Genomic DNA, 21,907 nt, shown 5'->3' on the forward strand with positions numbered 1-21,907 from the left:
GCTTAACCTGCCTTGGCCTTTTTCTTTTCCGCGACCACTTTTTCAGCAAGGTCGCGGGCAATCGCAAAGGCCCCTTTGATCTTATCGCTGTCTTTCTTCCAATCCCGGCGCACGACGATCTTGTTATCCTTGACCTTGGCCATGCCGCGCTGGTTTTGAATGAACTCGACCAAACCTTCTGGTGATGCGAACTTGTCATTGTGGAACTGGATCGTCGCCCCTTTCGGGCCGCCGTCCAGCTTGGCAATGCCCGCCCGTTTGCACATGGCTTTGATGCGCACGACCAGCATCAGAGTGTTAACCTCTTTCGGCAACTTGCCAAAACGGTCGATCAACTCCGCAGCAAAACCCTCCAGTTCAACCTTGGTCGAGAGCGATGACAGGCGGCGGTAAAGGCCCAGACGAACATCGAGATCGGGTACGTAATCCTCGGGAATCAGAACCGGCACACCCAGATTGATCTGCGGGGCCCACTGGTCATCAGCATCTGACAGCCCCTCCATTTCACCCGCTTTGATCTTGGCAATCGCCTCTTCCAGCATGGATTGATAAAGTTCATAGCCGACGTCACGCATCTGGCCGGACTGCTCTTCACCCAGCAGGTTCCCCGCGCCGCGAATGTCGAGATCCTGAGAAGCCAGCGTAAACCCGGCGCCCAACGTGTCCAGCGATCCCAGGACACGCAGGCGTTTCTCGGCCGTGGCGGTCAGCTTCTGGCGTGGTTTGGTGGTCAGATAGGCATAGGCACGAGTTTTCGAGCGCCCAACGCGACCCCTGATCTGATAGAGCTGCGCAAGGCCGAACATATCCGCGCGGTGCACAACCATCGTGTTCGCCGTCGGAATATCCAGCCCGCTTTCGACAATCGTTGTAGCCAGCAGCACATCGTATTTACCGTCATAAAACGCGTTCATGCGATCATCGAGCTCACCGGCTGCCATTTGCCCATGTGCAACCACATAGGTCAGTTCCGGCAGCTGCTCTTTCAAAAACTCCTCGATCTCGGGCAGGTCCGAGATGCGGGGAACGACGTAGAAGCTTTGGCCGCCACGATAGTGTTCGCGCAGAAGCGCCTCTCGGATCGTGACCGCGTCGAATTCGCTGACATAGGTTCTGATTGCCAGACGGTCGATGGGCGGGGTGCCAATGATCGACAGGTCGCGCACCCCGGTCAGCGACAATTGCAGCGTTCGTGGAATCGGGGTCGCGGTCAGTGTAAGTACATGGATGTCACTGCGCAGTTGTTTCAGCCGTTCCTTATGGCTGACACCGAAATGCTGTTCCTCGTCGATGATCAGCAGACCCAGATTGTTAAACCTTATGTTCGTGGCCAGCAGCGCATGGGTCCCGATCACGATATCCACCGTACCGCGCGCCAAACCGTCGCGGGTTTTCTGGGCCTCTTTCGCCGAGACAAAGCGCGACAATTGCCGAACCTCCAGAGGAAACCCACGGAACCGTTCCCTGAAGCTTGCTGCGTGCTGGCGGGCCAGCAGTGTTGTTGGTGCCACGATCGCCACCTGCACGCCGGACATGGCGGCGACAAAGGCGGCGCGCATTGCCACCTCGGTCTTGCCAAAGCCGACGTCACCGCAGATCAGCCGGTCCATCGGCGCGCCGGAGTGCATGTCCTCCATCACATCCGAGATCGCGCTCAACTGGTCGTCGGTTTCCTGATATGGGAAACGGGCGCTGAACTCTTCCCATGCATGCGGAGGTGGGTCCATTACCGGAGCTTTTCGCAAGGCACGTTCAGCCGCGATGCGGATCAGCTTGTCGGCCATCTCGCGGATGCGTTCTTTCAGCTTGGCTTTCTTGGCCTGCCATGCGCCGCCGCCAAGTCGATCCAAAAGACCTTCGTCATGGCCGTATTTCGACAGCAGTTCGATGTTTTCGACCGGCAGGTACAGCTTTGCCTGCTCGGCATATTCCAGCAGCAGACATTCATGGGCGGCACCGGCGGCCGTGACGACCTCCATCCCCATGTAACGACCGATCCCGTGGTCAACATGCACCACCAGATCACCGGGGCTGAGGGATTGGGTCTCGGTCAGGAAATTTTCGGCCTTGCGGCGCTTCTTGGGTTGGCGGATCAGCCTGTCGCCCAGAACATCCTGTTCGGCGATCACCGTCAGGTCGGGGGCCTCAAAACCGTGCTCCAGCGCCCAGACGGCAAGGTGCAGGCCGCGCTTTCCGATACGCGTGCCATTTGTTATCGGAATCGCCTCGGCCAGACCTTCATCCTCGATCAAGCCAGTCAGACGTTCGCGCGCACCTTCCGAATAGGACGCAATCAGCACCGGACCTTTGTCGAGCCTGGCTGCAATGTGGCTGGCCAAAGCACCGAACAGGCTGATGCTTTCCTGCTGACGTTCGGGGGCAAAGTTGCGCCCGATCCGCCCGCCCGCATCGATGACACCCGGACCCGACGCCTGCGGCAAGGGGCTGAACTGCATGACACGCCGATCTCCGACGGCCGCCTCCCACGCGGCATCATCGAGATACAGCAGGCCCGGAGGTGTGGGTTTGTAGACCGTATCCATACGGGATCGGTTTTCCAGCGCCAGTCGCCGGGTTTCATATTGATCGGCAATCGTGTCCCATCGGGCCAGTCTGGCCGGTGTCACCTGATCATCGACAGTGATCGTGGCATCCGGCAAATAATCAAACAGCGTTTCAAGCTTGTCGTGGAAGAATGGCAGCCAATGTTCGATGCCCTGATGTTTGCGACCGGCGCTTACAGCCTCGTAAAGCGGATCATCGGTGCCGGCAGCGCCGAATTCAATGCGATAGTTCTGGCGGAACCGTGTGATGGCCGCGTCATCCAGAATGACCTCGGACACCGGAGCAAGTTCGACCACGTCCAGCTTTTCGGTCGTGCGCTGAGACACGGGATCAAAACGGCGCGCGCCGTCCAGTACATCTCCGAACAAGTCCAGACGGACAGGGCCCGATTCACCCGGCGGGAAAATGTCGATGATACCGCCGCGAATGGCATAATCGCCCGGCTCCATCACGGTGGGGCTTTGCGTGAACCCCATGCGCACCAGAAAGTTGCGCAGCGCGGTCTCGTCAATGCGCTGATCGACGCGGGCGGTAAAAGCCGCCTCGCGCAACACGTCTCGCGCCGGGACGCGTTGGGTAGCCGCATTCAATGTCGTCAACAACACGAATTTCTGCGGCATCTGGTGAACCAGCGCAGCCAGCGTGGCAACGCGGGCCGCCGAGATATCCGCATTGGGGGACACCCGGTCATAAGGCAGACAATCCCAGCCAGGAAAAACGAAGACCGGCATGTCGGGGGCAAAGAAAGCCAGCGCAGCGCGCATCGCCTCCATCCGCTTGTCATCTCGCGCGATATGGGCCACCGGCCCGTTGCTGCGGGCGATTTCGTTCAGCACAAGCTGCGCGTCAAACCCTTCAGGGGCGCCGCCAACTGTCACGTGGTTCGGAGCCTTCATCGCCTCGCCTTTCAGATTTTGCTATCCCAGAACGCCAATCGAGATGTTCTGATACATGCCCCAGAACGAAGTGACCAGTATCGAGATCATGCCTATGATCTGGGTATAAAGCCGACAGCGCGCAATGGTTTTCGAAACGGAGTCGAGCGTCAGTTCCTGCCGCCGCAATCGTCGTGCATGCACGATGTTCACCAGCAGAACAAGCGTTAATGGAAACAAAAGCAGAAACACGGCCTGTGCGAACTCGACCCCATAGTAGAACCCCAGCGTCGCCAAGCCGGTAAACAAAAAACACCCAAATGCCAGTAAGATGGTGCCGGACATGTCGACGATCAACAGTATTCGGTTGGTATGTATGCGAACGATGTCCAGAAGGTCGATCTCGACCTGCCCGCCAATGCGTCGGGCACGAACCACCAGATCGTAGGGAATACCCATCACCCAGTGGCTTGCCGATGACCAGACAACCGCCAGCACGATCCAGAACCAGAGATTCGAGAAGCTGCGCATGTCGATGACTTCAAAGATCGAAGAGTACCAGTCCAAACCCAACCCTTTATTCAAACCTCTCAGAGAGGTTCTGCCACGCTGCCGCGTCCATTGATACCCTTGAGACCTTTGTGAATTCATGCCACCCAATGCACGAATGTTCAAGGAGAACGCGCCATGAAACCGACCATTGCACCCTATCCCATGACCCGCTTTCGGCGTGCCCGTCAATCTCAGGCAATTCGCGGGCTTGTGCGCGAGAACACCTTGACCACGGATGACCTGATCTGGCCCGTTTTCGTACGCGACGGTGAAGGGATTGAAGAGCCCGTACCCTCGATGCCGGGCGTGGTCCGCCGTTCGGTGGATCTGATTGCAAAAGCGGCCATCGAAGCGCAGGCGCTTGGAATCCCCGCGATATGCATCTTTCCCTATACGGATTCTGCGCTGAAAACAGAAGACTGCGCCGAGGCCTGGAACCCTGACAACCTGTCGAACCGGGCCATCCGGGCGATCAAGGCGGCAGCCCCTGACATCGCGGTGATGACAGACGTGGCGCTGGACCCGTACAATATAAATGGTCATGACGGATACGTCGTCGACGGCGAGATCGTGAATGATCAGACCATCGAAGCGCTGGTCAAGATGACCCTTGCCCAGGCCGACGCCGGAGCCGACATCATCGGGCCGTCGGACATGATGGACGGCCGGATCGGGGAGATGCGCCGCGCATTGGAAGGCGCCGGGCATCACAACGTGATGATCCTCAGCTATGCCGCGAAATACGCCAGCGCTTTTTACGGCCCCTTCCGCGACGCCGTCGGCGCGTCAGGCGCGCTGACCGGTGACAAGAAAACCTACCAGATGGATCCTGCCAACTCGGACGAGGCGTTGCGCCTGATCGAGCGTGACCTGACCGAGGGCGCGGACATGGTGATGATCAAACCCGGAATGCCCTATCTGGATATCTGTCGTCGTGTGAAAGACAGTTTCGGCGCACCCACCTATGCCTACCAGGTCTCGGGCGAATACGCGATGATCCAGGCTGCCGCCCAGAATGGCTGGATCGACGGAGAAAAGGCAATGCTTGAAAGCCTGCTGGCCTTCAAGCGCGCAGGATGCGATGGCATTCTGACCTATTTCTCACCTCAGGTTGCCCGCATCCTGCAAGGCTAAAACCCCGAAGAGTCGCAACTTTTCGCCGACAAATCCCCTTCAGCGGGCAGCTTTCCCGTGACACATCGCCCTAATCGGCGTATCCTTGCCAGCAAGATCGGGATCACCCGACATATCAGGCACAGTTACAGAGAAAAAAACCATGAGCAGTTCCAACTCCCCCCGACTGAACCGTCGCGGCTTTGCCTTGGGCATGGCAGGCCTGACCCTGACCGCTGCCTGCGGCAACGGCGTCGGCAATTCTAACTCGGCCACGATCGACGCCCGCGTCGATGCCACGCTGACCGAGATGTACAGCCGATACCCCAACACCGTGGAAATCGCGAACAAAGCCAACGGCTTGCTTGTCATGCCATTGATCACCGAGGCGGGGTTTGTATTCGGCGGCGGCTATGGCCGCGGCGCGTTGCGTATCAACGGCGCTACAGTCGACTACTACTCGGCCGTCAAAGGCACCGCCGGATTGCAGATCGGCGCTCAGCAATATGCGCATGTGCTGTTCTTCATGACAGAAGACGCGCTGAATGATTTCCGTCGTTCAAGCGGTTGGACCGCCGGGGCCGACATCGGATATGTGGTCAGCGATCAGGGCGACTCGTTGTCGACCGACACCACAACTCTGCGCAGCCCCGTTCTGGCCGCGATCTTCGGGCAAGCTGGCCTTCAGATCGGCGCAACCGTCGAAGGAACGAAATACACCCGCATCATTCCATAACCCGGATTACCACTTCCCCCACGCACGGCCCCGTCGCAGCGCAACACTGCGGCGGGGCATTTAATTTCAACCCTCCCCGCGCAGGTTCTTGCCGCGTTCCTCTTTCGGTCAGACCGACCATCCTCTAGTCTCAGACCAACGTTCACTTAATAAGAATCTGGGGCAGTAATGGGTCTTGTTTTCCGCTGGCTGGTGCGCATCGCGTCGGGTCTGATCATCCTGATCCTCGCCGCTATGGGCCTTGTCTATTTTCTGGCCAGCCAATCCCTGCCGGACTATGACCAAACGCTTGAGGTTAACGGTTTGACCGCCCCGGTCGAAATCGTACGCGACACCGCCAACGTGCCACATATTCTGGGCCAGACCGATCCCGATGTGTTTTTTGGATTGGGATATGCCCATGCACAGGATCGACTGTGGCAGATGACGGTCATGCGCCGTACCGCGCAAGGCCGTCTGTCCGAGGTTTTTGGCCCTCGCGCGCTTCACATCGACAAGCTGCTGCGCAGATTGGACCTTTATGGGCTGGCTCACCGCTCGGTCGAGGTGCAGGACGATTATACCAAGGCCGCCTTGCGTGCCTATTCCGCCGGGGTCAATGCCCGTCTGACCGAGATCAACAAAGAGGCGCTGGGTCGCGGCGCACCTGAGATGTTCCTGTTCAACGCTCCGGTCTCACCCTGGCAACCGGGTGACAGTATCGCGATGATCAAGCTGATGGCGCTGCAACTGTCAGGCCACCTGACCGATGAAGTTCTGCGTGCGCGCACGTCGCTGATGCTGAACAACCCCGATCGTCTGGCGGATATCCTGCCCGACGTTCCCGGGCCCGGCATCGCGGCGTTGCCGGAATATGCCACGCTGTTCCCAAATCTTCCGCGTTATGCGGCGGGAACGGATATTCCCGAAACACCTCTTTCACCCCTTCCCAAACGTGGTCTGGCCGGAGCTTCAAACGCCTGGACCGCCGCGCCGTCACGTTCTGCAAGTGGCGGGACTCTGTTAGCCAACGACCCTCATTTGGGTTTCACTGCTCCCGGGATTTGGTACCTGGCGCATCTCGATCTGAAAAAAGGCGGTGTCATCGGGGCCTCTATTCCGGGTGTGCCCGCCATCATGACCGGACGCAGCGACCGGTTGGGATGGGGACTTACATCCTCGTATCTTGACGATCAGGACGTTCATATCGAGCAGCTCAATCCTGACAACCCCGAGGAATACCTGACCCCAACCGGCTTCAAGGAATTCCAGACCCGCCCTTCGATCATCGAGATCAAGGGTGAGGCTCCGGTTACGCTGACCCTGCGTTGGACGGACAATGGGCCGGTGCTGCCGGGCACGGACTACAAACTGGAAACCATCACGCCGCCGGGCCACGTGGCATCTCTGTCCTGGACGGCGCTCAGCCCGCAAGACACGTCGATGTCGGCGTCCATGGCTCTGATGAACGCCGACAACGTGGAACAGGCCATCGCGGTCGGTGAACAGTTCATCGCGCCTTCTCAGAATCTGTCGCTGGTCGACAAGACGACGATTGGGATAAAGCTGATCGGCGCTATGCCACGGCGTGATCTGCAAAACCAAAGCCGTGGGCGTATCCCCTCGCCCGGCTGGATCGAAGCCAATCGCTGGCAAGGCCGCCTGCCCTATGCCGACAACCCGGAATTCGTGGCCCCCGTCGGCGGTGTTCTTGGCAACACGAACAACAAGATCATCGACCGCCCGTTTCCAGAGCACGTCTCGTATGAATGGGGCGATACGCAGCGCGTGCATCGCTGGGAACGCCTGATGCAATCGCGCGAGGTGCATACCCGCGACAGTTTTATCGAAGCGCAATTGGACACGGTCAGCTTTACTGCGCGGTCCCTGCTGCCGCTGATAGGTGCCGATCTGTGGTTTACCGGGGCTTCGGCCCCTGAAGGAACTCTGGAGCGTCAGCGCCAGATCGCGCTGTCGCTGCTGGCGGACTGGAACGGTGAGATGAACGAACACCTGCCCGAGCCGTTGATCTATGCGGCCTGGCTGCGTGCGCTGCAAATCCGGCTGATCTCGGACGAGCTTGGGCCACTGGCCAGCGAATACAAACATGTCGAACCGCTGTTCATCGAACGGGTCTATCGCGAGATTGACGGCGCTGGTGTCTGGTGCGACGTGATTCAAAGCGCACCGGTTGAGACTTGCACGGAAATGGCACGGCTCGCGCTGGACGACGCGCTGATCTGGATCTCCGAACGATATGGCAGCGCGCTTGAATCTCTGCGTTGGGGCGACGCGCATCAGGCAACTCATGATCATCCCGTGCTGGGATCCGTCCCCATATTGCGGTTTTTTGTTAACATTCACCAATCGACCAGTGGCGGCGACAACACGCTGCTGCGAGGCCGCACGTCGGGCGAAGGGCCGGATCCGTTCCAGAATGTGCACGGCGCCGGGTATCGCGGGGTTTATGACTTCGCCGACCCCAACAGCTCGGTCTTCATTACGGCGACCGGGCAATCGGGTCATTTCCTGTCACGCTACTATGACGATCAGGCGCAGCTGTGGCGGCGTGGCGAATACATCCCCATGTCACTGGATCTTGATCTGGCCCGCGCCGCGGCTGTCGGAACAACCAATCTGATCCCGCGATAATCCGCCTATTCGGCAAGTCCCCGCCCCGATTTTCCAGGCCTCGTGGCGCCCAAGGTCAAATTCGCCTAACATTATCGGACTGATTATGTGGGACCAAAGGGGGACGAGTATGGCCAGTATTCGGGATGTCCTAAATAATCTTGCGCGCGACTACGCAATCGCATGGAGCTCTGGCGACGCTGACGCAGTTGCCGGTTTCTTTGCACGTGACGGGCAGATCACCTTCAACGATAGCGAACCAGCCAAAGGACGCGAAGCAATCGCCAACCTGGTGCGCGAATCTTACGCCAGTTTTCCGGATCTGGAAGTGCGCTGTGACATGATGCGATGGGCCGGAACTCGTGCCATTTTCGTCTGGACGCGCGAAGGGCACCACGCCGAGACCGGCAATCACGTTGTCACGCGTGGATGGGAGGAATGGGAACTGACGCCGGACTACCTTGTACAATCATCAACAGGCTGGTTCGACGCGGATGACTATCAACGACAGATAGACGGAGCCTGACCTACCCCCCGTTGGATGCGCTTTCTATCCTGTAGTGTCGCGGTATCCCCTGAGTGACCCGAGCCCAGTCAGATGCCTGCGCCCTCGCCTGATGCGCATCGAACGCTTGCTGATCTGCAAACACTTCTGACACGTCGAACCGACCCGGCCTGCTCTGATCCTCGATCACGTCGAAAGAAATGCAGCCCTCTTCCGCGCGGGTCAGTTTTACATGGTCCGGCAACGCCGCGCGCACCTCTTCCAGCCGGTCCGCAGGCACATCAATATGGCCGTTCAGGAACACTCTGTGGTCCGGCTTGTCAGACATATCCAGCTCCACCGCTAATTCTTCAGCGCCTCGAACTGAGCCGCTTGTTTCTCGGTCCACAGAACGGTGATACGAAACCCGTCTTCGGTTTGTTCTTCGTTGCGTACAACATCCTGACGGAACAGCCAGGCCCGCTTGTTACCGTCAGCGAAAGACAGGTCCAGAACTGCCTCACGCCGTGCACCTTGCAGACGCATCGCGATCTCGGACAGCAAAGGTGCGATCCCTTCGCCGGTTACAGCAGAAATGGCAAAAATCTCAGGATCTCGTTCCGCGCGCGCCAGCGTCGCCTCGCGCTCATCGGCGCTCAGCAAGTCTATCTTGTTCCAGACCTCAAGCCGGGGCCGCTCGTCGTCGACACCCAGCGAGGTCAGGATCGCCTCGACATCCTGCGCCTGCGCCTCCGTTTCCTCATGGCTGATATCACGCACATGGACGATCAGATCGGCCCCCAAGACCTCTTCCAGCGTCGCCCGGAAGGCCGCCACAAGCTCGGTCGGAAGGTTCGAGATAAAGCCCACCGTGTCTGACAGGATCACTTCGGGACCATCGGGCAATTGCACGCGGCGCATGGTTGGATCCAGTGTGGCAAACAGCATGTCCTTGGCCATCACCTCGGCCCCGGTCAGGTGATTGAACAGCGTGGATTTGCCTGCGTTTGTGTAGCCCACGAGTGCGACGATTGGATACGGCACCTTGGCCCGGGCGGCCCGGTGCAATGTCCGGGTCTTGACCACCTTCTGCAACTGACGCCGCAAACGCACCAGTTGCTCGTCAATGGCACGACGGTCGGCTTCGATTTGAGTTTCACCGGGTCCGCCGACAAATCCCAAACCACCGCGCTGACGTTCAAGGTGGGTCCAGGCCCGTACAAGCCGCGTCCGCTGATAGCTGAGCGCCGCCATCTCGACCTGCAACACCCCTTCCCGCGTGCGGGCTCGGTCGCTGAAAATCTCAAGGATCAACCCGGTCCGGTCGAGGATCTTGACCTTCCATGCCTTTTCCAGATTGCGCTGCTGCACCGGTGTCACCGGCCCGTCGATCAGAACCAGCTCAACTTCGTTGTCGTGAAAACGCTCGCCAAGTTCTTCAATCTTGCCGCTGCCGAACAAATACCCGGCCTGCGCGCGTTGAAGTCGCACGATTTCGGATCCGATCACATCCAGATCGGGCAATGCAGCGGCCAGTGCGACCGCCTCTTCCAGCGCCGGTTCAGGGACACGGCGCTGTTCATCTGATTTGATTTCGGGATGCAGCACCCAGGCCCGGGTGCGCATCCGGTCATGTTCCATCAAGAGGCGTCTTCGCCCTCATACAGATTGATCGGCTGCGACGGCATGATGGTCGAAATCGCGTGTTTGTATACCAACTGCGACTGTCCGTCGCGGCGCAACAATACGCAAAAATTGTCGAACCAGGTAATAACACCCTGCAATTTCACGCCGTTGATCAGGAAAATCGTGACCGGAACCTTAGCTTTCCGTACATTGTTCAGGAAGGCATCCTGAAGATTCTGTCTGTCCGAAGCCATATTTTTATAATCTCGCCATTGTTCTTGCTACGCGCTGCGGACCAACGCGCTCCCTCCGGCAGAGTATGGAGTGCTACGCACAGATATTCCAGATGAAAAATCAGGCGTTAGCGACCGCAAGTTGCACCCGGCTCAATCCCGCCAAAGCGACGGGGTGATCAGGGCAATAATCGCCAGCGTTTCCAGGCGACCTACGACCATCGCCGCGCACAACGTCAGTTTGGCACCAGCGGAGAGGTCGATCAGGCGAATTGGAACGTCCGTGGCCAGGTCGATCAATGGTCCCGTCGTGCTGAGCGTGGCAACGCTGAGCACCATGGCCTGTTCGAACCCGGACCCCATCGCCGCCAGCAGAAGGTTGAACACGGCAAGGGTCAGTGCAAAGAGCATCAGGAAGATCCAGGCGATGAAGGCCCCGTCGCTTTGAATGCGACGGTTTCCGCCCCCTGCACTGCTGATGGACGAAGGATAGATCAGGCGATCAATCTCACGCGCGCCATTCAGATACAGGGCGAAGACCCGTAACAGTTTGACCCCCCCGGCCGTTGTCGCGACCCCGCCGCCGATCAATGCCAGCCCCATCAATAGCAAACCAGGCGTTCCCAAACCTGACAGTTGCTGAGCGTCGTTCCAGTTCGCGCTTTCGAATCCGGCTGTTGTCAGGAAGGCGAGAGTGGTGAACAGCATCCCCCAGATGACTTGCAACGCCTGCAATGGTTCCAGTTGACCACCGATTTCTGTCACGCCCGCAACAACGCGGAAGAACAACAGGATCGCGACAGCAAGTACAATCATCAGGCCAATACGAAATTCTGGGTCCGCATCCAGACGGGAATAACCCGTTGTGGCGGTATCCTTTGAAAAAGTCAGGCGCGAGAGCGCGAAGAACAGGAACAGGAACAGAATGGCCTCGCCCGTAAAACCGGCCTGCGCCCCCTCCATCCCACCCACCGGTGAGATGCCGGACGTGGCCATAACTGCCATTGCATGACACACAGCCGTCAGACCGACTTCGCCAGCAATCAGCAGAAGAACCCAGATCACGGCAGTCAGCCCGACATAAACCGGCGTCAGGGTCTTCGCGACACGGATCAGACGACCACGCGGATCCACGCGTTCGCTTTGCGCCACACCCGACACCGGGCGCCCCGGTTGCCCACTGGCAGTGACCTCGAACCCGCCAAGCGACAGTGGCGCAAGGATCGCGGCGGCAGCGATCCACATCAGCAAGCCCCCCATCCAACCGACCATGGCGCGCCACAAATGCAGCGGGGCCGACAGTCGGGCCGGGTCAGGAAACAGGTCCGCCCCGGTTGTTGTCAGGGCACTGACCATATCGAAATAGGCGTTCAGGAAGATGGTCGTTCCAAGTGCATCGTGAAACGGGATCGCAAGAAAAATGGGCAGGAGGGTAAAACAGGCCAGCATCACCGCCAACTGCCCCAACGTCCCGCGCCGGGGTATGCGGTTGGAGGACGCCATCGCGATCGTAGCGACCAGAAACAAACCCAGAATCCCGGAATACAGAAAGGACCGTGACGTGTCGTGATCGTCCAGTGCCAGCGCGTAAATCGCCGGAATCCACATGGCCAGTGACGCTATGCCCCAGATCAGCAGAAATAACGGCAACCGCCGCAACAAACCAACCCGTTGTGTCCTCGCATGCGCCATCAGAAGAAATCGATTGAAACCTGCATCAGGCGTTCAACCTCTGGCACGTCCTTGGCCATGGCAAAGATTGCGACCACGTCCTTTTCATCGATCCGCAGGCTGCCGGTCGGTCGCAGAACGTCGTCTCCCTTGCGCACCGCGCCCACAAGCACACCCTCGGGGAAGTCGATATCGCGCAGACGTTGCCCGGCCATAGGCGAGGTCGACAGAACCTCGGCCTCGATCACCTCAGCCTCAGCGTCCCCGATTGAATAAACCTGACGCACCCGCCCATGGCGGATGTGTCGCAGGATCGAGCTGACGGTTGTCGCCCGCGGATTGATATAGGCATCGATCCCCAGAGGCCCCATCAGGGCCACCATGCTGGGGTCGTTGATCAACGCAATCGCCAGAGCACACCCTTCGGCCTTGGCACGCACCGCGGCCAGCATGTTCGTACGGTCGTCATCCGTAACCGCCAGCATCGCATCGGCCCGCTCGATCCCTGCTTCGCTCAGCAACCCCGCATCCAGCCCGTCGCCATGCAGCACAATCGTCCGTTCCAGAGCTTCGGCGGCGAGTTCAGCGCAATGGCGGTCGCGTTCGATGATCTTGGCCCGCACACGGCTTTCGCGTTCTTCCAGGGTTCTGGCCACTTCCAGCCCGACATTTCCGCCGCCCACGATCACCACACGATCCTGCCGCTTCTGCGCCTTGCCAAACACCTCCATGGTGCGATCCACGTCCTTGACGTTGGTAAAGACATAACACTCGTCGCCCACAAACAGCTGATCTTCCGACTCGGGGGCAAACAGCGTGCCTTCGCGCCTCACCCCAACCACAATGGAACTGAGGGTCGAGAACAGATCCGTAAGCTGCCGCAACGGTGTGTTTATGATCGGGCAATCCTCTTCCACCCGCACTCCCAGCAGCTGCGCCTTGCCATCCATGAAAATCTCGGTGTCAAAGGCGGATGGGGCAGACAGGCGGCGCATGGCGGCGGCGGCAACTTCGCGTTCGGGACTGATCACCACATCAATCGGCAGATGATCACGACGGTAGAGATCCGAGTGAATCGCCTCGAGATAGGATTTCGACCGCAGGCGCGCAATCTTGCGCTGGATCGAAAAGACCGAGTGCGCCATCTGGCAGGTGACCATGTTCACCTCGTCCGAATGGGTGGCGGCAATGATCATGTCGGCGTCACGCGCCCCTGCCCGTTCCAGCACGTCCGGGTAACTTGCAAACCCGGCGATCCCCTGCACATCCAGCGTTTCCGTCGCCCGCCTTACGAGGTCGGGATTGTTGTCCACGACGGTAACATCGTTCAGCTCGCCCGAAAGATGCCGCGCGATCTGCCAGCCGACCTGACCCGCACCGCAAATAATGACCTTCATGCTTCTGGCCCTTCTGCCTGAAGGGATTGAATGACAGATGCCCCCAAAGCGGTCAATTGAATTGTCATCGCAGCCCAGCTGCGGCAAGATAAGCATATGAAAACGCTGTTTCCTATGCTGCTACCTCTGATGGTATTGTCTTCTTGCGGACCGCTTTCGCTCTACTATCGCGAGGGTGAAACCGTATCGCGCCTGCAAAAAGAGACCACCCAATGCCAGCTCAAGGCGGTCAAAGAGGTCCCGGTCGCCAATCAGATCCGCCAAAGCCCGCCAACCTACTGGCCCGGGCGCACGTATTGCGACGGCAGAGGTCGTTGCTATCAATCGCCCGGCTGGTGGCAGCCTGGCAGGGTCTATACCGTGGATGTAAACCAGGGCTTGCGCAACACGGTCGAAGCGCAATGCATGGCCCAGAAAGGGTTTCGACCAGTTAGCCTGCCGCCGTGCAAGCAGAACGTGAAATCACGCGTGCCCGCAACCCGCACCACCACTTTGCCGCCGCTCAACAGCGCCTCGTGCTTTGTGAAATTCGATGACGGCTCATTTCAGATCATAACGCCCGGTCAGGCCGGCTGATGCCTGATATTTTTCGTGTGCGCGGCCTGCACTTTCAAGTTGGGTCAAGCCCAACCTGAGACCGTGCGACCGGCAGACTATTCTGCCGGTTCAGGTTCATCAATTTGCGCAACACGCGCGCCGGATTTGTTCGAAGTCACCACACCCAGCGACTTCAACTTCCGATGCAATGCGCTGCGCTCCATGCCAACAAAGCTGGCCGTGCGACTGATATTGCCGCCAAACCGGTTGATCTGAGTCAGCAGATACTCTCGCTCGAACGCCTCGCGGGCTTCGCGCAGCGGCAAGGTGGCCAGTGCGCCAGACAACACAACCCGACCGGTCTCCTCTGCCTTTTCTTCTTCATTGGGTAGCTCGCGCGCCTCAATCGGGCCGGATCCATCGCCCAGGATCAGAACACGCTCGATCAGGTTCTTGAGCTGGCGCACGTTGCCGGGCCAGGTCATTGTCTGCAGAAGGGCAACGGCCTCTTCCGACAATTCCCGGATCGGCAAACCCTGGGTTTCGTTGCACATCTCAATGAAGTGCTGCGCCAGAACCGGAATATCTTCGCGCCGATCTTCCAGTGACGGAACTGCTATCGGCACAACATTCAGACGGTGGTACAGCTCTTCCCGGAACCGCTCGGCGGCGATTTCCTCATCAAGATCCTTGTTTGTCGACGAGATCACGCGAAGGTCCACGCGCACCTTGTCACTTCCACCGACGCGCTGGAATTGCTGATCTACCAGCACTCGCAGGATTTTGGATTGAGTGCCAAGGGGCATGTCGGCAACTTCGTCAAAATAGACCACACCACCATGTGCCTCTTCCAACAGTCCGGATTCCACCCCACGTTCTGCCGATTCCCTACCAAACAGAACCTCTTCGACACGCTCGGGCTCGATCCCGGCACAGTTTACGGTGATAAAAGGCCCGTTGGCGCGGTTGGAGTGGGCATGGATGTACCGCGCTGCAATCTCCTTGCCGGACCCCGCAGGACCGCTGAGCATCACGCGACCATTTGACTTGGTCACCTTGTCCAACTGCCCCTGCATGGCGCGGAACGCAGCGGATTTGCCGATCATGTCCGAATTGTTGACTTCTTTCCGCTTCAGAGACGCATTCTCGCGACGCAGGCGAGAGGTCTCCATCGCACGGCGGATCACCACCATCAATTGGTCAATGTTAAAAGGCTTTTCGATAAAATCATACGCGCCCTGCTTGATTGCAGCGACGGCAATTTCGATGTTGCCATGGCCCGAAATGATCACCACCGGTACATCCGGGTTGTCACGTTTCACTGCTTTCAGGATGTCGATGCCATCCATGCGGCTGTCTTTCAGCCAGATATCCAGGATCAACAGCCCCGGCGGTTCAGAGTTGATTGACGCCATGCACTCGTCCGAGTTGGCCGCCAGCCGGGTGGAATAGCCTTCGTCCTCCAGAATGTCGGACACCAGCTCGCGAATATCGCGTTCGTCATCTACGATCAGAATGTCACTCATCTTTGGCCTGCTTTCAGTTTGTTGGTTCTAATTGCCTGCTTCTGTGGCGCTGCCGTTGGGGACATAGTAGCCCCCGGCAATCGGATCACGGCCATCGCGCCAAAATGGTCCTGTCCGTCAAATACGGGCGCGTCCTCGAGGGTCAGCGCGCCGCCATGCTCTTCAATGATCTTCTTGACGATGGGCAGGCCCAGCCCGGTCCCTTCGTCACGTGTCGTTACATAGGGTTCAAACAGCCGTGCCCGATCCTCGGGCAGACCGATCCCGTTATCTGCAATGGTGATGACCGTACCCGCATCATCACTGGTAACCGCCACTTTGATCTGTGGCTGAAGGTTGTCGGGAGCCCCTTTTTTATTAAGAGTTACAATGGCTTCCCCGGCATTCTTGATAAGGTTGGTAAGCGCCTGGTTCAGCATGGTTGCATCCACATCAGCCATGATAGGCTGTTGCGGCAGATCGGCATCGATCAGCACATCCGGTTGCCCAGCCTGTTGCAACAGGACCGCCTCACGCACCAGATCAACAAGGTTCTCTTCCCTGCGTTCAGGTTCAGGCATCCGTGCAAACTTCGAGAATTCATCCACGATGCGACGCAGATCGTTGGTCTGCCGCACAATCACGTTGGTCATCGAATCCAGACTGCTGCTATCTTCCTCGTCCAGCTTGCGCGAGAACTTGCGCTTGATCCGTTCCGCGCTCAGCTGAATCGGGGTCAGAGGGTTCTTGATCTCATGCGCGATGCGGCGGGCCACATCGCCCCAAGCCGCCATCCGTTGGGCGCTGACCAGATCGGTTACGTCATCAAAGGCAACCACATATCCTTCCAGGCCCCCGTCTTCTCCGCGCCGGATGGCCATACGGACCAAAAGGTTCTCAAGCCGCCCCTTGCGGGTCACCTTGATTTCTCCCTGAACGGCCTCTTGCCCGCTGTCTTTCAGACTTTCAAACAAGGGCAAGAACTCTGGCACTGCAATGCCAATGGCCAGATGCTGCTCGCCCCGGGTCCAATCCAGCAACCGCTCGGCAGAACGGTTCACGAATGTGATGCATCCTTCCGGATCTACGCCAACGACACCGGACGTGACCGAGCTGAGCACCGAGTCAAACAGACGGCGTCGGCTTTCAATCTGCCGCGTGTTCTCCAACAGCGTATCCCGCTGCCCTTTCAACTGCCGGGTCATCTGGTTGAAATACCGGCCCAGCATCGCGATTTCGTCATCGCTGGCTTCTTCAATAACCTGAACGCTCAGATCACCGGCCCCAACCCGCTGTGCCGCAGTGGTCAACCGTCCCACGGGACGCGACAGCCGTTCGGCAAACCACATGCCCAAGGACATTGCTGCAAGGATTAGGATCAAGGCAAAGCCCAGATACAAAAGGCCGAACTCGAACAACACCCTGCCCCGTTCACTTTCAAGCTGCTGGTAGAACTGTGCCGTTTCCTTGGTATCGTCCAGCAGGGTCAACAACTGTCCGTCCACCTCGCGGCTGACATAGAGGTAGCGGTCCAGAAAGGCTTTGAGAGGGACCAGCGCACGGAATTCATTGTTGGGCCAGTCGGCAATGATAAGCAGGCCCTTGTCGGCGGCTTCAGCAATCTGCTCGGCGGTTGGGGCTTCGTAGTTGAACAGGTAGGACCGATCGCCACGCGATTTGATTTCGCCACCGCCGTCGATGACATAGGCTTCGCGCAGCCCCCGTTGAATCTGAGCCTGCCCCTGCGCCAGAACTTCGCGCAGTTCTGCGTCCGAGATATAGAAATCCAGCGATCGCGCATTATCCAGATATCGCGCCAGAACAGACGCGTCTTGTGTCAATCCACGACGGTGTTCCTGTTCATAGGCTTCTGCTGCGGTCAGCGAAGATCCCACAACCTGGCGCACCCGGTCGGAAAACCAGCCCTCAAGGCCGATGTTGACGGTCAATCCGGCAAATATCGCTACGGTTACCGTTGGAACCAGCGCCAGCAGTGTAAACGCCCCGATCAGGCGCAAATGCAGGCGCGAGCCCGCCGATTTCGCCCGACGTGCGGCAATCAAGCTGCCAACCTGTCCAAGCACAAGTGCTGCAACAACCAGAACGTATACAAGGTCGGCCAACAGAATCAGTCGCAAGGTCGGAGCTGTCGCGCCAAGATCGAAGGGACCGATAACAAGGTAAGTGGCCAGCGCCAGAACGGGGCCCATGAGGACCAGCCCCAAAGTACCAAAATTGCGCAGTTTCCGTGATTTACTCCATCGACTGATCGATGGGATCATCCCGCTCTGTGCTCGGGTTGCCACTGTCTGCCCTCATCCTGATGTGCCGCTTGCGCGGCTTACCGCCATATATCGTGATCTTTTCCCAACAGATGCCGGGATGCCACGGTTTGTGTGGCGATATTACATCAGTTTGCGTCGACGTGTCACCTGAATATCGAGATCAGTAATCTTTTTTCGCAGCGTATTTCGGTTGATTCCCAGAAGATCGGCACATTTCGCCTGATTTCCGCCAGTTGCATCCAGTGCGATTTCGATCAGTGGGGCCTCAACTTCACGCAATATGCGCTGATACAGACCCGGGGGAGGCAGAATGTTGCCATGCAGATCAAAATACCTCCGCAAGTGACGCTCGACCGAGGTCGACAGCTTTTCGCGTTCTCCACCGCTCAGGACCGGTTCTGCCTCGGGTTGGCTGCCCAGCACCATTTCCACTTCGGTTTTCGAAATTTCATCAGCCCTGCTGGTCAGACCCAACCGGCGCACGGCATTTTCCAGTTGCCGTACGTTCCCAGGCCAGGAATAACGCCGCACCAACTCCACCGCCTCGGGGCTGAGCCAGCGCTTGGTGCCGTTTTCCCGCTCTTCCCGCGTCAGAAAATGCTCGGCCAGCAACGGAATGTCGTCCACCCTTTCTCGCAATGACGGTACGTGGATCGTGGCCCCACACAGACGATAATAAAGGTCCTGGCGGATACGTCCGTTCTCCATCCCTTCGGTCAGGTCTGTTTGGCTGGTGGCCATGAAACGAGGAACGTGATCGCCCGGTGTGTCCATCATGCGCACGATGCGCGCCTGAACTTCATCCTCGATATCTGCGATTTCATCTATCAACAGCGTGCCGCCGCGAACCCGCGCCATCACGCGCGCCGGGCCTTCCAAATCGCGCAGTTCAGCAGCTGTGACTGTGACAAAAGGCAAGGTTCGACGGTCGGAGAAATCGTGAATAGCCCGCGCAATCAGTGACTTGCCCGTGCCACTTTCACCAGAAATCATGACCGAGAGATCCGTGTTCATCACCCGTGCGACCAATCGGTAAAGGGCCTGCATCACCGGTGTACGCCCGACCAGAGGCAGCTCTTCGGGGCGCTCGCTTGTGCCTTCGGTTGGTACTGGCTGGGCACGTTGTTTCTGATCCAGCGCCCGAGCCGTACGTTTCATCAGATCCGGCAGGTCGAACGGTTTGGGCAGATAGTCGTAGGCGTCCGCCTCAGTTGCCTGAATCGCCGTCATGATAGTGTTTTGTGCGGAAATCACGATCACCGGCAAACCGGGGCGGTCTTCGGCAATCTTCGGCAGCATCTCTAGACCGTTTCCATCCGGCATGACCACGTCCGAAATCACCACGTCCCCCTTCCCCTCGCTGACCCAGCGCATCAGAGTGGTCAGCGAAGAGGTCGCGTGCACCTTGCACCCGGCACGCGTCAGGGCCTGCGTCAGAACAGTGCGGATCGTGCGATCGTCGTCCGCAACCAGTACGGTGCCATCCATCAGGTGCTCTCCTTCATGTCGTCGATTGTATCTCGCGGCGCGCGGCGCAGCGACAGTTTGAATACCGTACGCCCGGGAACGGATTCGGCCGAAATCCAGCCGTCATGGTCCGAAATGATCTTGCTGACCAGCGCCAACCCCAGGCCGGTGCCGTTTTCCCTGCCGGATACGAACGGATCGAAAATGTCGCCACGGATGTTTTCAGGCAGCCCCGGACCATCGTCGATAATCTCGATCTGCAAGGGCAGCGAATGCCCCGACCCGTCACTGCGACGCAGCCGGAAGGAATGTTCGAAATAGGTGCGCAGACGAATCGTTCCACCCTGCGGTCCCGCCGCCTCGGACGCATTCTTAAGCAGGTTCAGGACCACTTGCAGAAACTGGTCCGGGTCTCCATAGGCCAGCGGAAGCGACGGGTCATAGTCTTCGATGATCGTCATATCCGCACCAAACCCCAGCAACGCGGACCGTCTTGCGCGATCCAGCACATCGTGGATGTTGACCGGTTTGAAGTCCGGTTTCTGCAGATTGCCGAATTGCTCGACCTGTTCCAGCAACTTCACGATCCGGCGGCTTTCGGCGACAATAAGGTCAGTTAGTTCAAGATCTTGCGGCGATATATTCATGCTAAGCAACTGCGCGGCACCGGTGATCCCGGCCAGCGGGTTCTTGATCTCATGTGCCAGCATCTCGGCCATGCCGATGGCGGATTGTGCTGCCGACTTGACCGTGTTTCCGCGCGTCATCCGACCTGCCAGCTCGCGAGGCGAGATGATCATGATCATGGAACCCGGATGCCCAACCAAAGGTGCAATCTGCAACGCGCATTGCAGCGGTGCCCGGCTACCCGATCCCACATCCACATCATTCACGAACAAAGGTGTGCCCTGCCAACGGGCGCGCTCAAATGCCTCTTCCAACGGTGCGTCCACGGCAATCTGATCCCAAACAGGATGGCCGATCACCGATTTGCGCGACGCGTTCAGAAACCCCTCACCCGCAGCATTCACATCGGATATCCAGTCCTTTTCATCAATAATGAACGCCGGAACCGGCAGCGAGTTCCAGATGCTGGTGTCAGAATTCATGCCGCCACCTCGTCCGTGTCGCTGAGCGCATCCGCCAACAGGCGCAGCACTTCCCCCGGATCGCGTGACGTTAGGACCGCCCGGCGCAGCGGCGCAGGTGTTGCGGCTTCGTCCATGTACCACCCCAGATGCTTGCGGGCGACACGCAGACCCAGATCGGTGCCGTAGAAATCCAGCATCGACTGATAATGCGCGCAAACCATATCAATCAGATCATGACCGGTCGGAATGTCGGGTGTCTCGGCCCCGTACAGGTCGTGACAGATTTGCGCCAACAGCCAGGGCTTGCCCTGAGCACCACGGCCAACCATCACCCCATCCGCGCCGGACTGGCGCAACGCGGTTCGCGCGGCGGCAGTGTCCACGATATCTCCGTTCGCGATGACCGGGATCGATACGGCCTCTTTCACCGCCCGGATCGCCTGCCAATCGGCGTGACCCTTGTAGAACTGACAGCGTGTGCGGCCATGGATCGTGACCATCTGAATACCCGCGTCTTGAGCGCGGCGCGCCACGTCGGGCGCGTTCAACAGATTGTCGTCCCATCCCAACCGGGTTTTCAGCGTCACCGGCAGATCGACCGCGCCCACCACGGCCTCAATCAGTGCAAGCGCGTGATCTGGCGTTTTCAGAAGGGCCGAGCCGGAGTAACCGTTTGTTACCTTCTTGGCGGGGCACCCCATGTTGATGTCGATCACACGCGCGCCACGGTCGGCGACCTGACGGGCCGCCTCGGCCATCCAATGCGCCTCGCGACCTGCCAGTTGTACGGCGGTGTTTTCCACGTCTGCGGACAGTTCCGCCCGCTCCCGCACGCCGGGTTTGGCCTGCACCATCTCTTGACTGGCGACCATTTCACTGACCACCATGCCCGCACCAAAACGCATCACCAGATCGCGAAACGGGCGGTCGGTGATTCCGGCCATGGGCGCCAGCAAAACAGGCTGCGCGACTTCCTTGTCAGAAAGATGCAAAGTCAACGTGCTTAATCCTTGGGCAGTTGTGGTTTTGATATCGTTTTCTGCGCATATGAACAACAAATCAGCGCGCAACAAGCCCGCAAAATCATCATTTGCCTGTTTTTTAATCACATAACCATGGGTGATTGCCTCTGCATTCACCTCCGCCTAAACAATGCCCAT

Annotated in this window: 17 protein-coding genes; 5 read left to right on the forward strand and 12 right to left on the reverse strand. The window is 58.6% G+C overall.

Going from position 1 to position 21,907, the window contains the following annotated elements:
* Positions 1–2: 2 nt before the first annotated feature.
* Together mfd and AC2FJB_RS00155 are read right to left on the reverse strand one after the other, a co-directional pair.
* Entirely contained in the window at positions 3–3,461 is a 3,459-nt protein-coding gene (gene mfd / locus AC2FJB_RS00150; RefSeq protein ID WP_496719311.1) for a transcription-repair coupling factor, read from the reverse strand.
* Positions 3,462–3,482: 21 nt separating this feature from the next.
* Complete coding sequence (locus tag AC2FJB_RS00155) at positions 3,483–4,007, reverse strand: component of SufBCD complex (protein WP_496676474.1); 525 nt, start codon at positions 4,005–4,007, stop codon at positions 3,483–3,485.
* 120 nt (positions 4,008–4,127) lie between these two features.
* Here AC2FJB_RS00155 and hemB point away from each other — a divergent pair, with 120 nt between their 5' ends.
* The 4 genes from hemB (at position 4,128) to AC2FJB_RS00175 (ending at position 8,977) form a co-directional block, all read left to right on the forward strand.
* Complete coding sequence (gene hemB / locus AC2FJB_RS00160; protein ID WP_299893725.1) at positions 4,128–5,126, forward strand: porphobilinogen synthase; 999 nt, start codon at positions 4,128–4,130, stop codon at positions 5,124–5,126.
* A gap of 142 nt (positions 5,127–5,268) precedes the next feature.
* Positions 5,269–5,841, forward strand: a complete 573-nt coding sequence (locus tag AC2FJB_RS00165) for a lipid-binding SYLF domain-containing protein (RefSeq protein ID WP_117868788.1) — start codon at positions 5,269–5,271, stop codon at positions 5,839–5,841.
* Positions 5,842–6,009: 168 nt separating this feature from the next.
* A complete protein-coding gene (locus AC2FJB_RS00170; protein WP_496719310.1) occupies positions 6,010–8,472 on the forward strand; it encodes a penicillin acylase family protein in 2,463 nt (820 codons plus the stop codon).
* 109 nt (positions 8,473–8,581) lie between these two features.
* The gene (locus AC2FJB_RS00175) at positions 8,582–8,977 is read left to right on the forward strand and encodes an SgcJ/EcaC family oxidoreductase (RefSeq protein WP_496719309.1); all 396 of its coding nucleotides are present in this window, start codon (positions 8,582–8,584) and stop codon (positions 8,975–8,977) included.
* A 1-nt stretch (position 8,978) separates the two neighbouring features.
* On the opposite strand, the gene AC2FJB_RS00180 is transcribed toward AC2FJB_RS00175, so the two are convergent.
* From AC2FJB_RS00180 to trkA, 5 genes are all read right to left on the reverse strand, one after another.
* A complete protein-coding gene (locus tag AC2FJB_RS00180; RefSeq protein ID WP_496680772.1) occupies positions 8,979–9,284 on the reverse strand; it encodes a putative quinol monooxygenase in 306 nt (101 codons plus the stop codon).
* A gap of 14 nt (positions 9,285–9,298) precedes the next feature.
* The gene (gene hflX, locus AC2FJB_RS00185; RefSeq protein ID WP_496680774.1) at positions 9,299–10,576 is read right to left on the reverse strand and encodes a GTPase HflX; all 1,278 of its coding nucleotides are present in this window, start codon (positions 10,574–10,576) and stop codon (positions 9,299–9,301) included.
* Positions 10,576–10,815, reverse strand: a complete 240-nt coding sequence (gene hfq, locus AC2FJB_RS00190; RefSeq protein WP_005982826.1) for an RNA chaperone Hfq — start codon at positions 10,813–10,815, stop codon at positions 10,576–10,578. Before hfq ends, hflX begins: the two co-directional genes overlap by 1 nt.
* Before the next feature lie 132 nt (positions 10,816–10,947).
* Positions 10,948–12,486 (reverse strand): TrkH family potassium uptake protein, encoded by a 1,539-nt coding sequence (locus AC2FJB_RS00195; RefSeq protein ID WP_117868784.1) that lies wholly within the window; start codon positions 12,484–12,486, stop codon positions 10,948–10,950.
* Entirely contained in the window at positions 12,486–13,862 is a 1,377-nt protein-coding gene (gene trkA, locus AC2FJB_RS00200; RefSeq protein ID WP_496676491.1) for a Trk system potassium transporter TrkA, read from the reverse strand. The genes AC2FJB_RS00195 and trkA overlap by 1 nt, the downstream gene beginning before the upstream one ends.
* A gap of 96 nt (positions 13,863–13,958) precedes the next feature.
* Between trkA and AC2FJB_RS00205 the strand changes: the two genes are divergently transcribed.
* Positions 13,959–14,438, forward strand: coding sequence for a hypothetical protein (locus AC2FJB_RS00205; RefSeq protein WP_171632096.1), 480 nt, complete (start codon positions 13,959–13,961; stop codon positions 14,436–14,438).
* Positions 14,439–14,515: 77 nt separating this feature from the next.
* Here AC2FJB_RS00205 and ntrX read toward each other — a convergent pair whose 3' ends face one another.
* The 5 genes from ntrX to dusB all read right to left on the reverse strand — a co-directional run bounded on the left by ntrX (position 14,516) and on the right by dusB (position 21,745).
* The gene (gene ntrX / locus AC2FJB_RS00210; RefSeq protein ID WP_117868782.1) at positions 14,516–15,925 is read right to left on the reverse strand and encodes a nitrogen assimilation response regulator NtrX; all 1,410 of its coding nucleotides are present in this window, start codon (positions 15,923–15,925) and stop codon (positions 14,516–14,518) included.
* Positions 15,922–18,186: a sensor histidine kinase NtrY-like gene (locus AC2FJB_RS00215; RefSeq protein ID WP_496719335.1), complete on the reverse strand. Its 2,265-nt coding sequence runs from the start codon at positions 18,184–18,186 to the stop codon at positions 15,922–15,924. Before AC2FJB_RS00215 ends, ntrX begins: the two co-directional genes overlap by 4 nt.
* Before the next feature lie 123 nt (positions 18,187–18,309).
* The gene (locus AC2FJB_RS00220) at positions 18,310–19,677 is read right to left on the reverse strand and encodes a response regulator (protein ID WP_299893740.1); all 1,368 of its coding nucleotides are present in this window, start codon (positions 19,675–19,677) and stop codon (positions 18,310–18,312) included.
* Entirely contained in the window at positions 19,677–20,765 is a 1,089-nt protein-coding gene (locus AC2FJB_RS00225) for a two-component system sensor histidine kinase NtrB (protein WP_496719308.1), read from the reverse strand. The genes AC2FJB_RS00220 and AC2FJB_RS00225 overlap by 1 nt, the downstream gene beginning before the upstream one ends.
* The gene (gene dusB, locus AC2FJB_RS00230; RefSeq protein ID WP_496719307.1) at positions 20,762–21,745 is read right to left on the reverse strand and encodes a tRNA dihydrouridine synthase DusB; all 984 of its coding nucleotides are present in this window, start codon (positions 21,743–21,745) and stop codon (positions 20,762–20,764) included. Before dusB ends, AC2FJB_RS00225 begins: the two co-directional genes overlap by 4 nt.
* Between the last annotated feature and the right edge of the window lie 162 nt (positions 21,746–21,907).

The organism is Ruegeria sp. CDSC085 (assembly GCF_059610465.1).

Bases quoted from the DNA above. Each gene is read 5' to 3' on its own strand.
- mfd (WP_496719311.1), bottom strand. From the start codon at position 3,461: ATGAAGGCTCCGAACCACGTGACAGTTGGCGGCGCCCCTGAAGGGTTT.
- hemB (WP_299893725.1), top strand. From the start codon at position 4,128: ATGAAACCGACCATTGCACCCTATCCCATGACCCGCTTTCGGCGTGCC.
- AC2FJB_RS00165 (WP_117868788.1), top strand. From the start codon at position 5,269: ATGAGCAGTTCCAACTCCCCCCGACTGAACCGTCGCGGCTTTGCCTTG.
- AC2FJB_RS00170 (WP_496719310.1), top strand. From the start codon at position 6,010: ATGGGTCTTGTTTTCCGCTGGCTGGTGCGCATCGCGTCGGGTCTGATC.
- AC2FJB_RS00175 (WP_496719309.1), top strand. From the start codon at position 8,582: ATGGCCAGTATTCGGGATGTCCTAAATAATCTTGCGCGCGACTACGCA.
- AC2FJB_RS00180 (WP_496680772.1), bottom strand. From the start codon at position 9,284: ATGTCTGACAAGCCGGACCACAGAGTGTTCCTGAACGGCCATATTGAT.
- hflX (WP_496680774.1), bottom strand. From the start codon at position 10,576: ATGGAACATGACCGGATGCGCACCCGGGCCTGGGTGCTGCATCCCGAA.
- hfq (WP_005982826.1), bottom strand. From the start codon at position 10,815: ATGGCTTCGGACAGACAGAATCTTCAGGATGCCTTCCTGAACAATGTA.
- AC2FJB_RS00195 (WP_117868784.1), bottom strand. From the start codon at position 12,486: ATGGCGCATGCGAGGACACAACGGGTTGGTTTGTTGCGGCGGTTGCCG.
- trkA (WP_496676491.1), bottom strand. From the start codon at position 13,862: ATGAAGGTCATTATTTGCGGTGCGGGTCAGGTCGGCTGGCAGATCGCG.
- AC2FJB_RS00205 (WP_171632096.1), top strand. From the start codon at position 13,959: ATGAAAACGCTGTTTCCTATGCTGCTACCTCTGATGGTATTGTCTTCT.
- ntrX (WP_117868782.1), bottom strand. From the start codon at position 15,925: ATGAGTGACATTCTGATCGTAGATGACGAACGCGATATTCGCGAGCTG.
- AC2FJB_RS00215 (WP_496719335.1), bottom strand. From the start codon at position 18,186: ATGATCCCATCGATCAGTCGATGGAGTAAATCACGGAAACTGCGCAAT.
- AC2FJB_RS00220 (WP_299893740.1), bottom strand. From the start codon at position 19,677: ATGGATGGCACCGTACTGGTTGCGGACGACGATCGCACGATCCGCACT.
- AC2FJB_RS00225 (WP_496719308.1), bottom strand. From the start codon at position 20,765: ATGAATTCTGACACCAGCATCTGGAACTCGCTGCCGGTTCCGGCGTTC.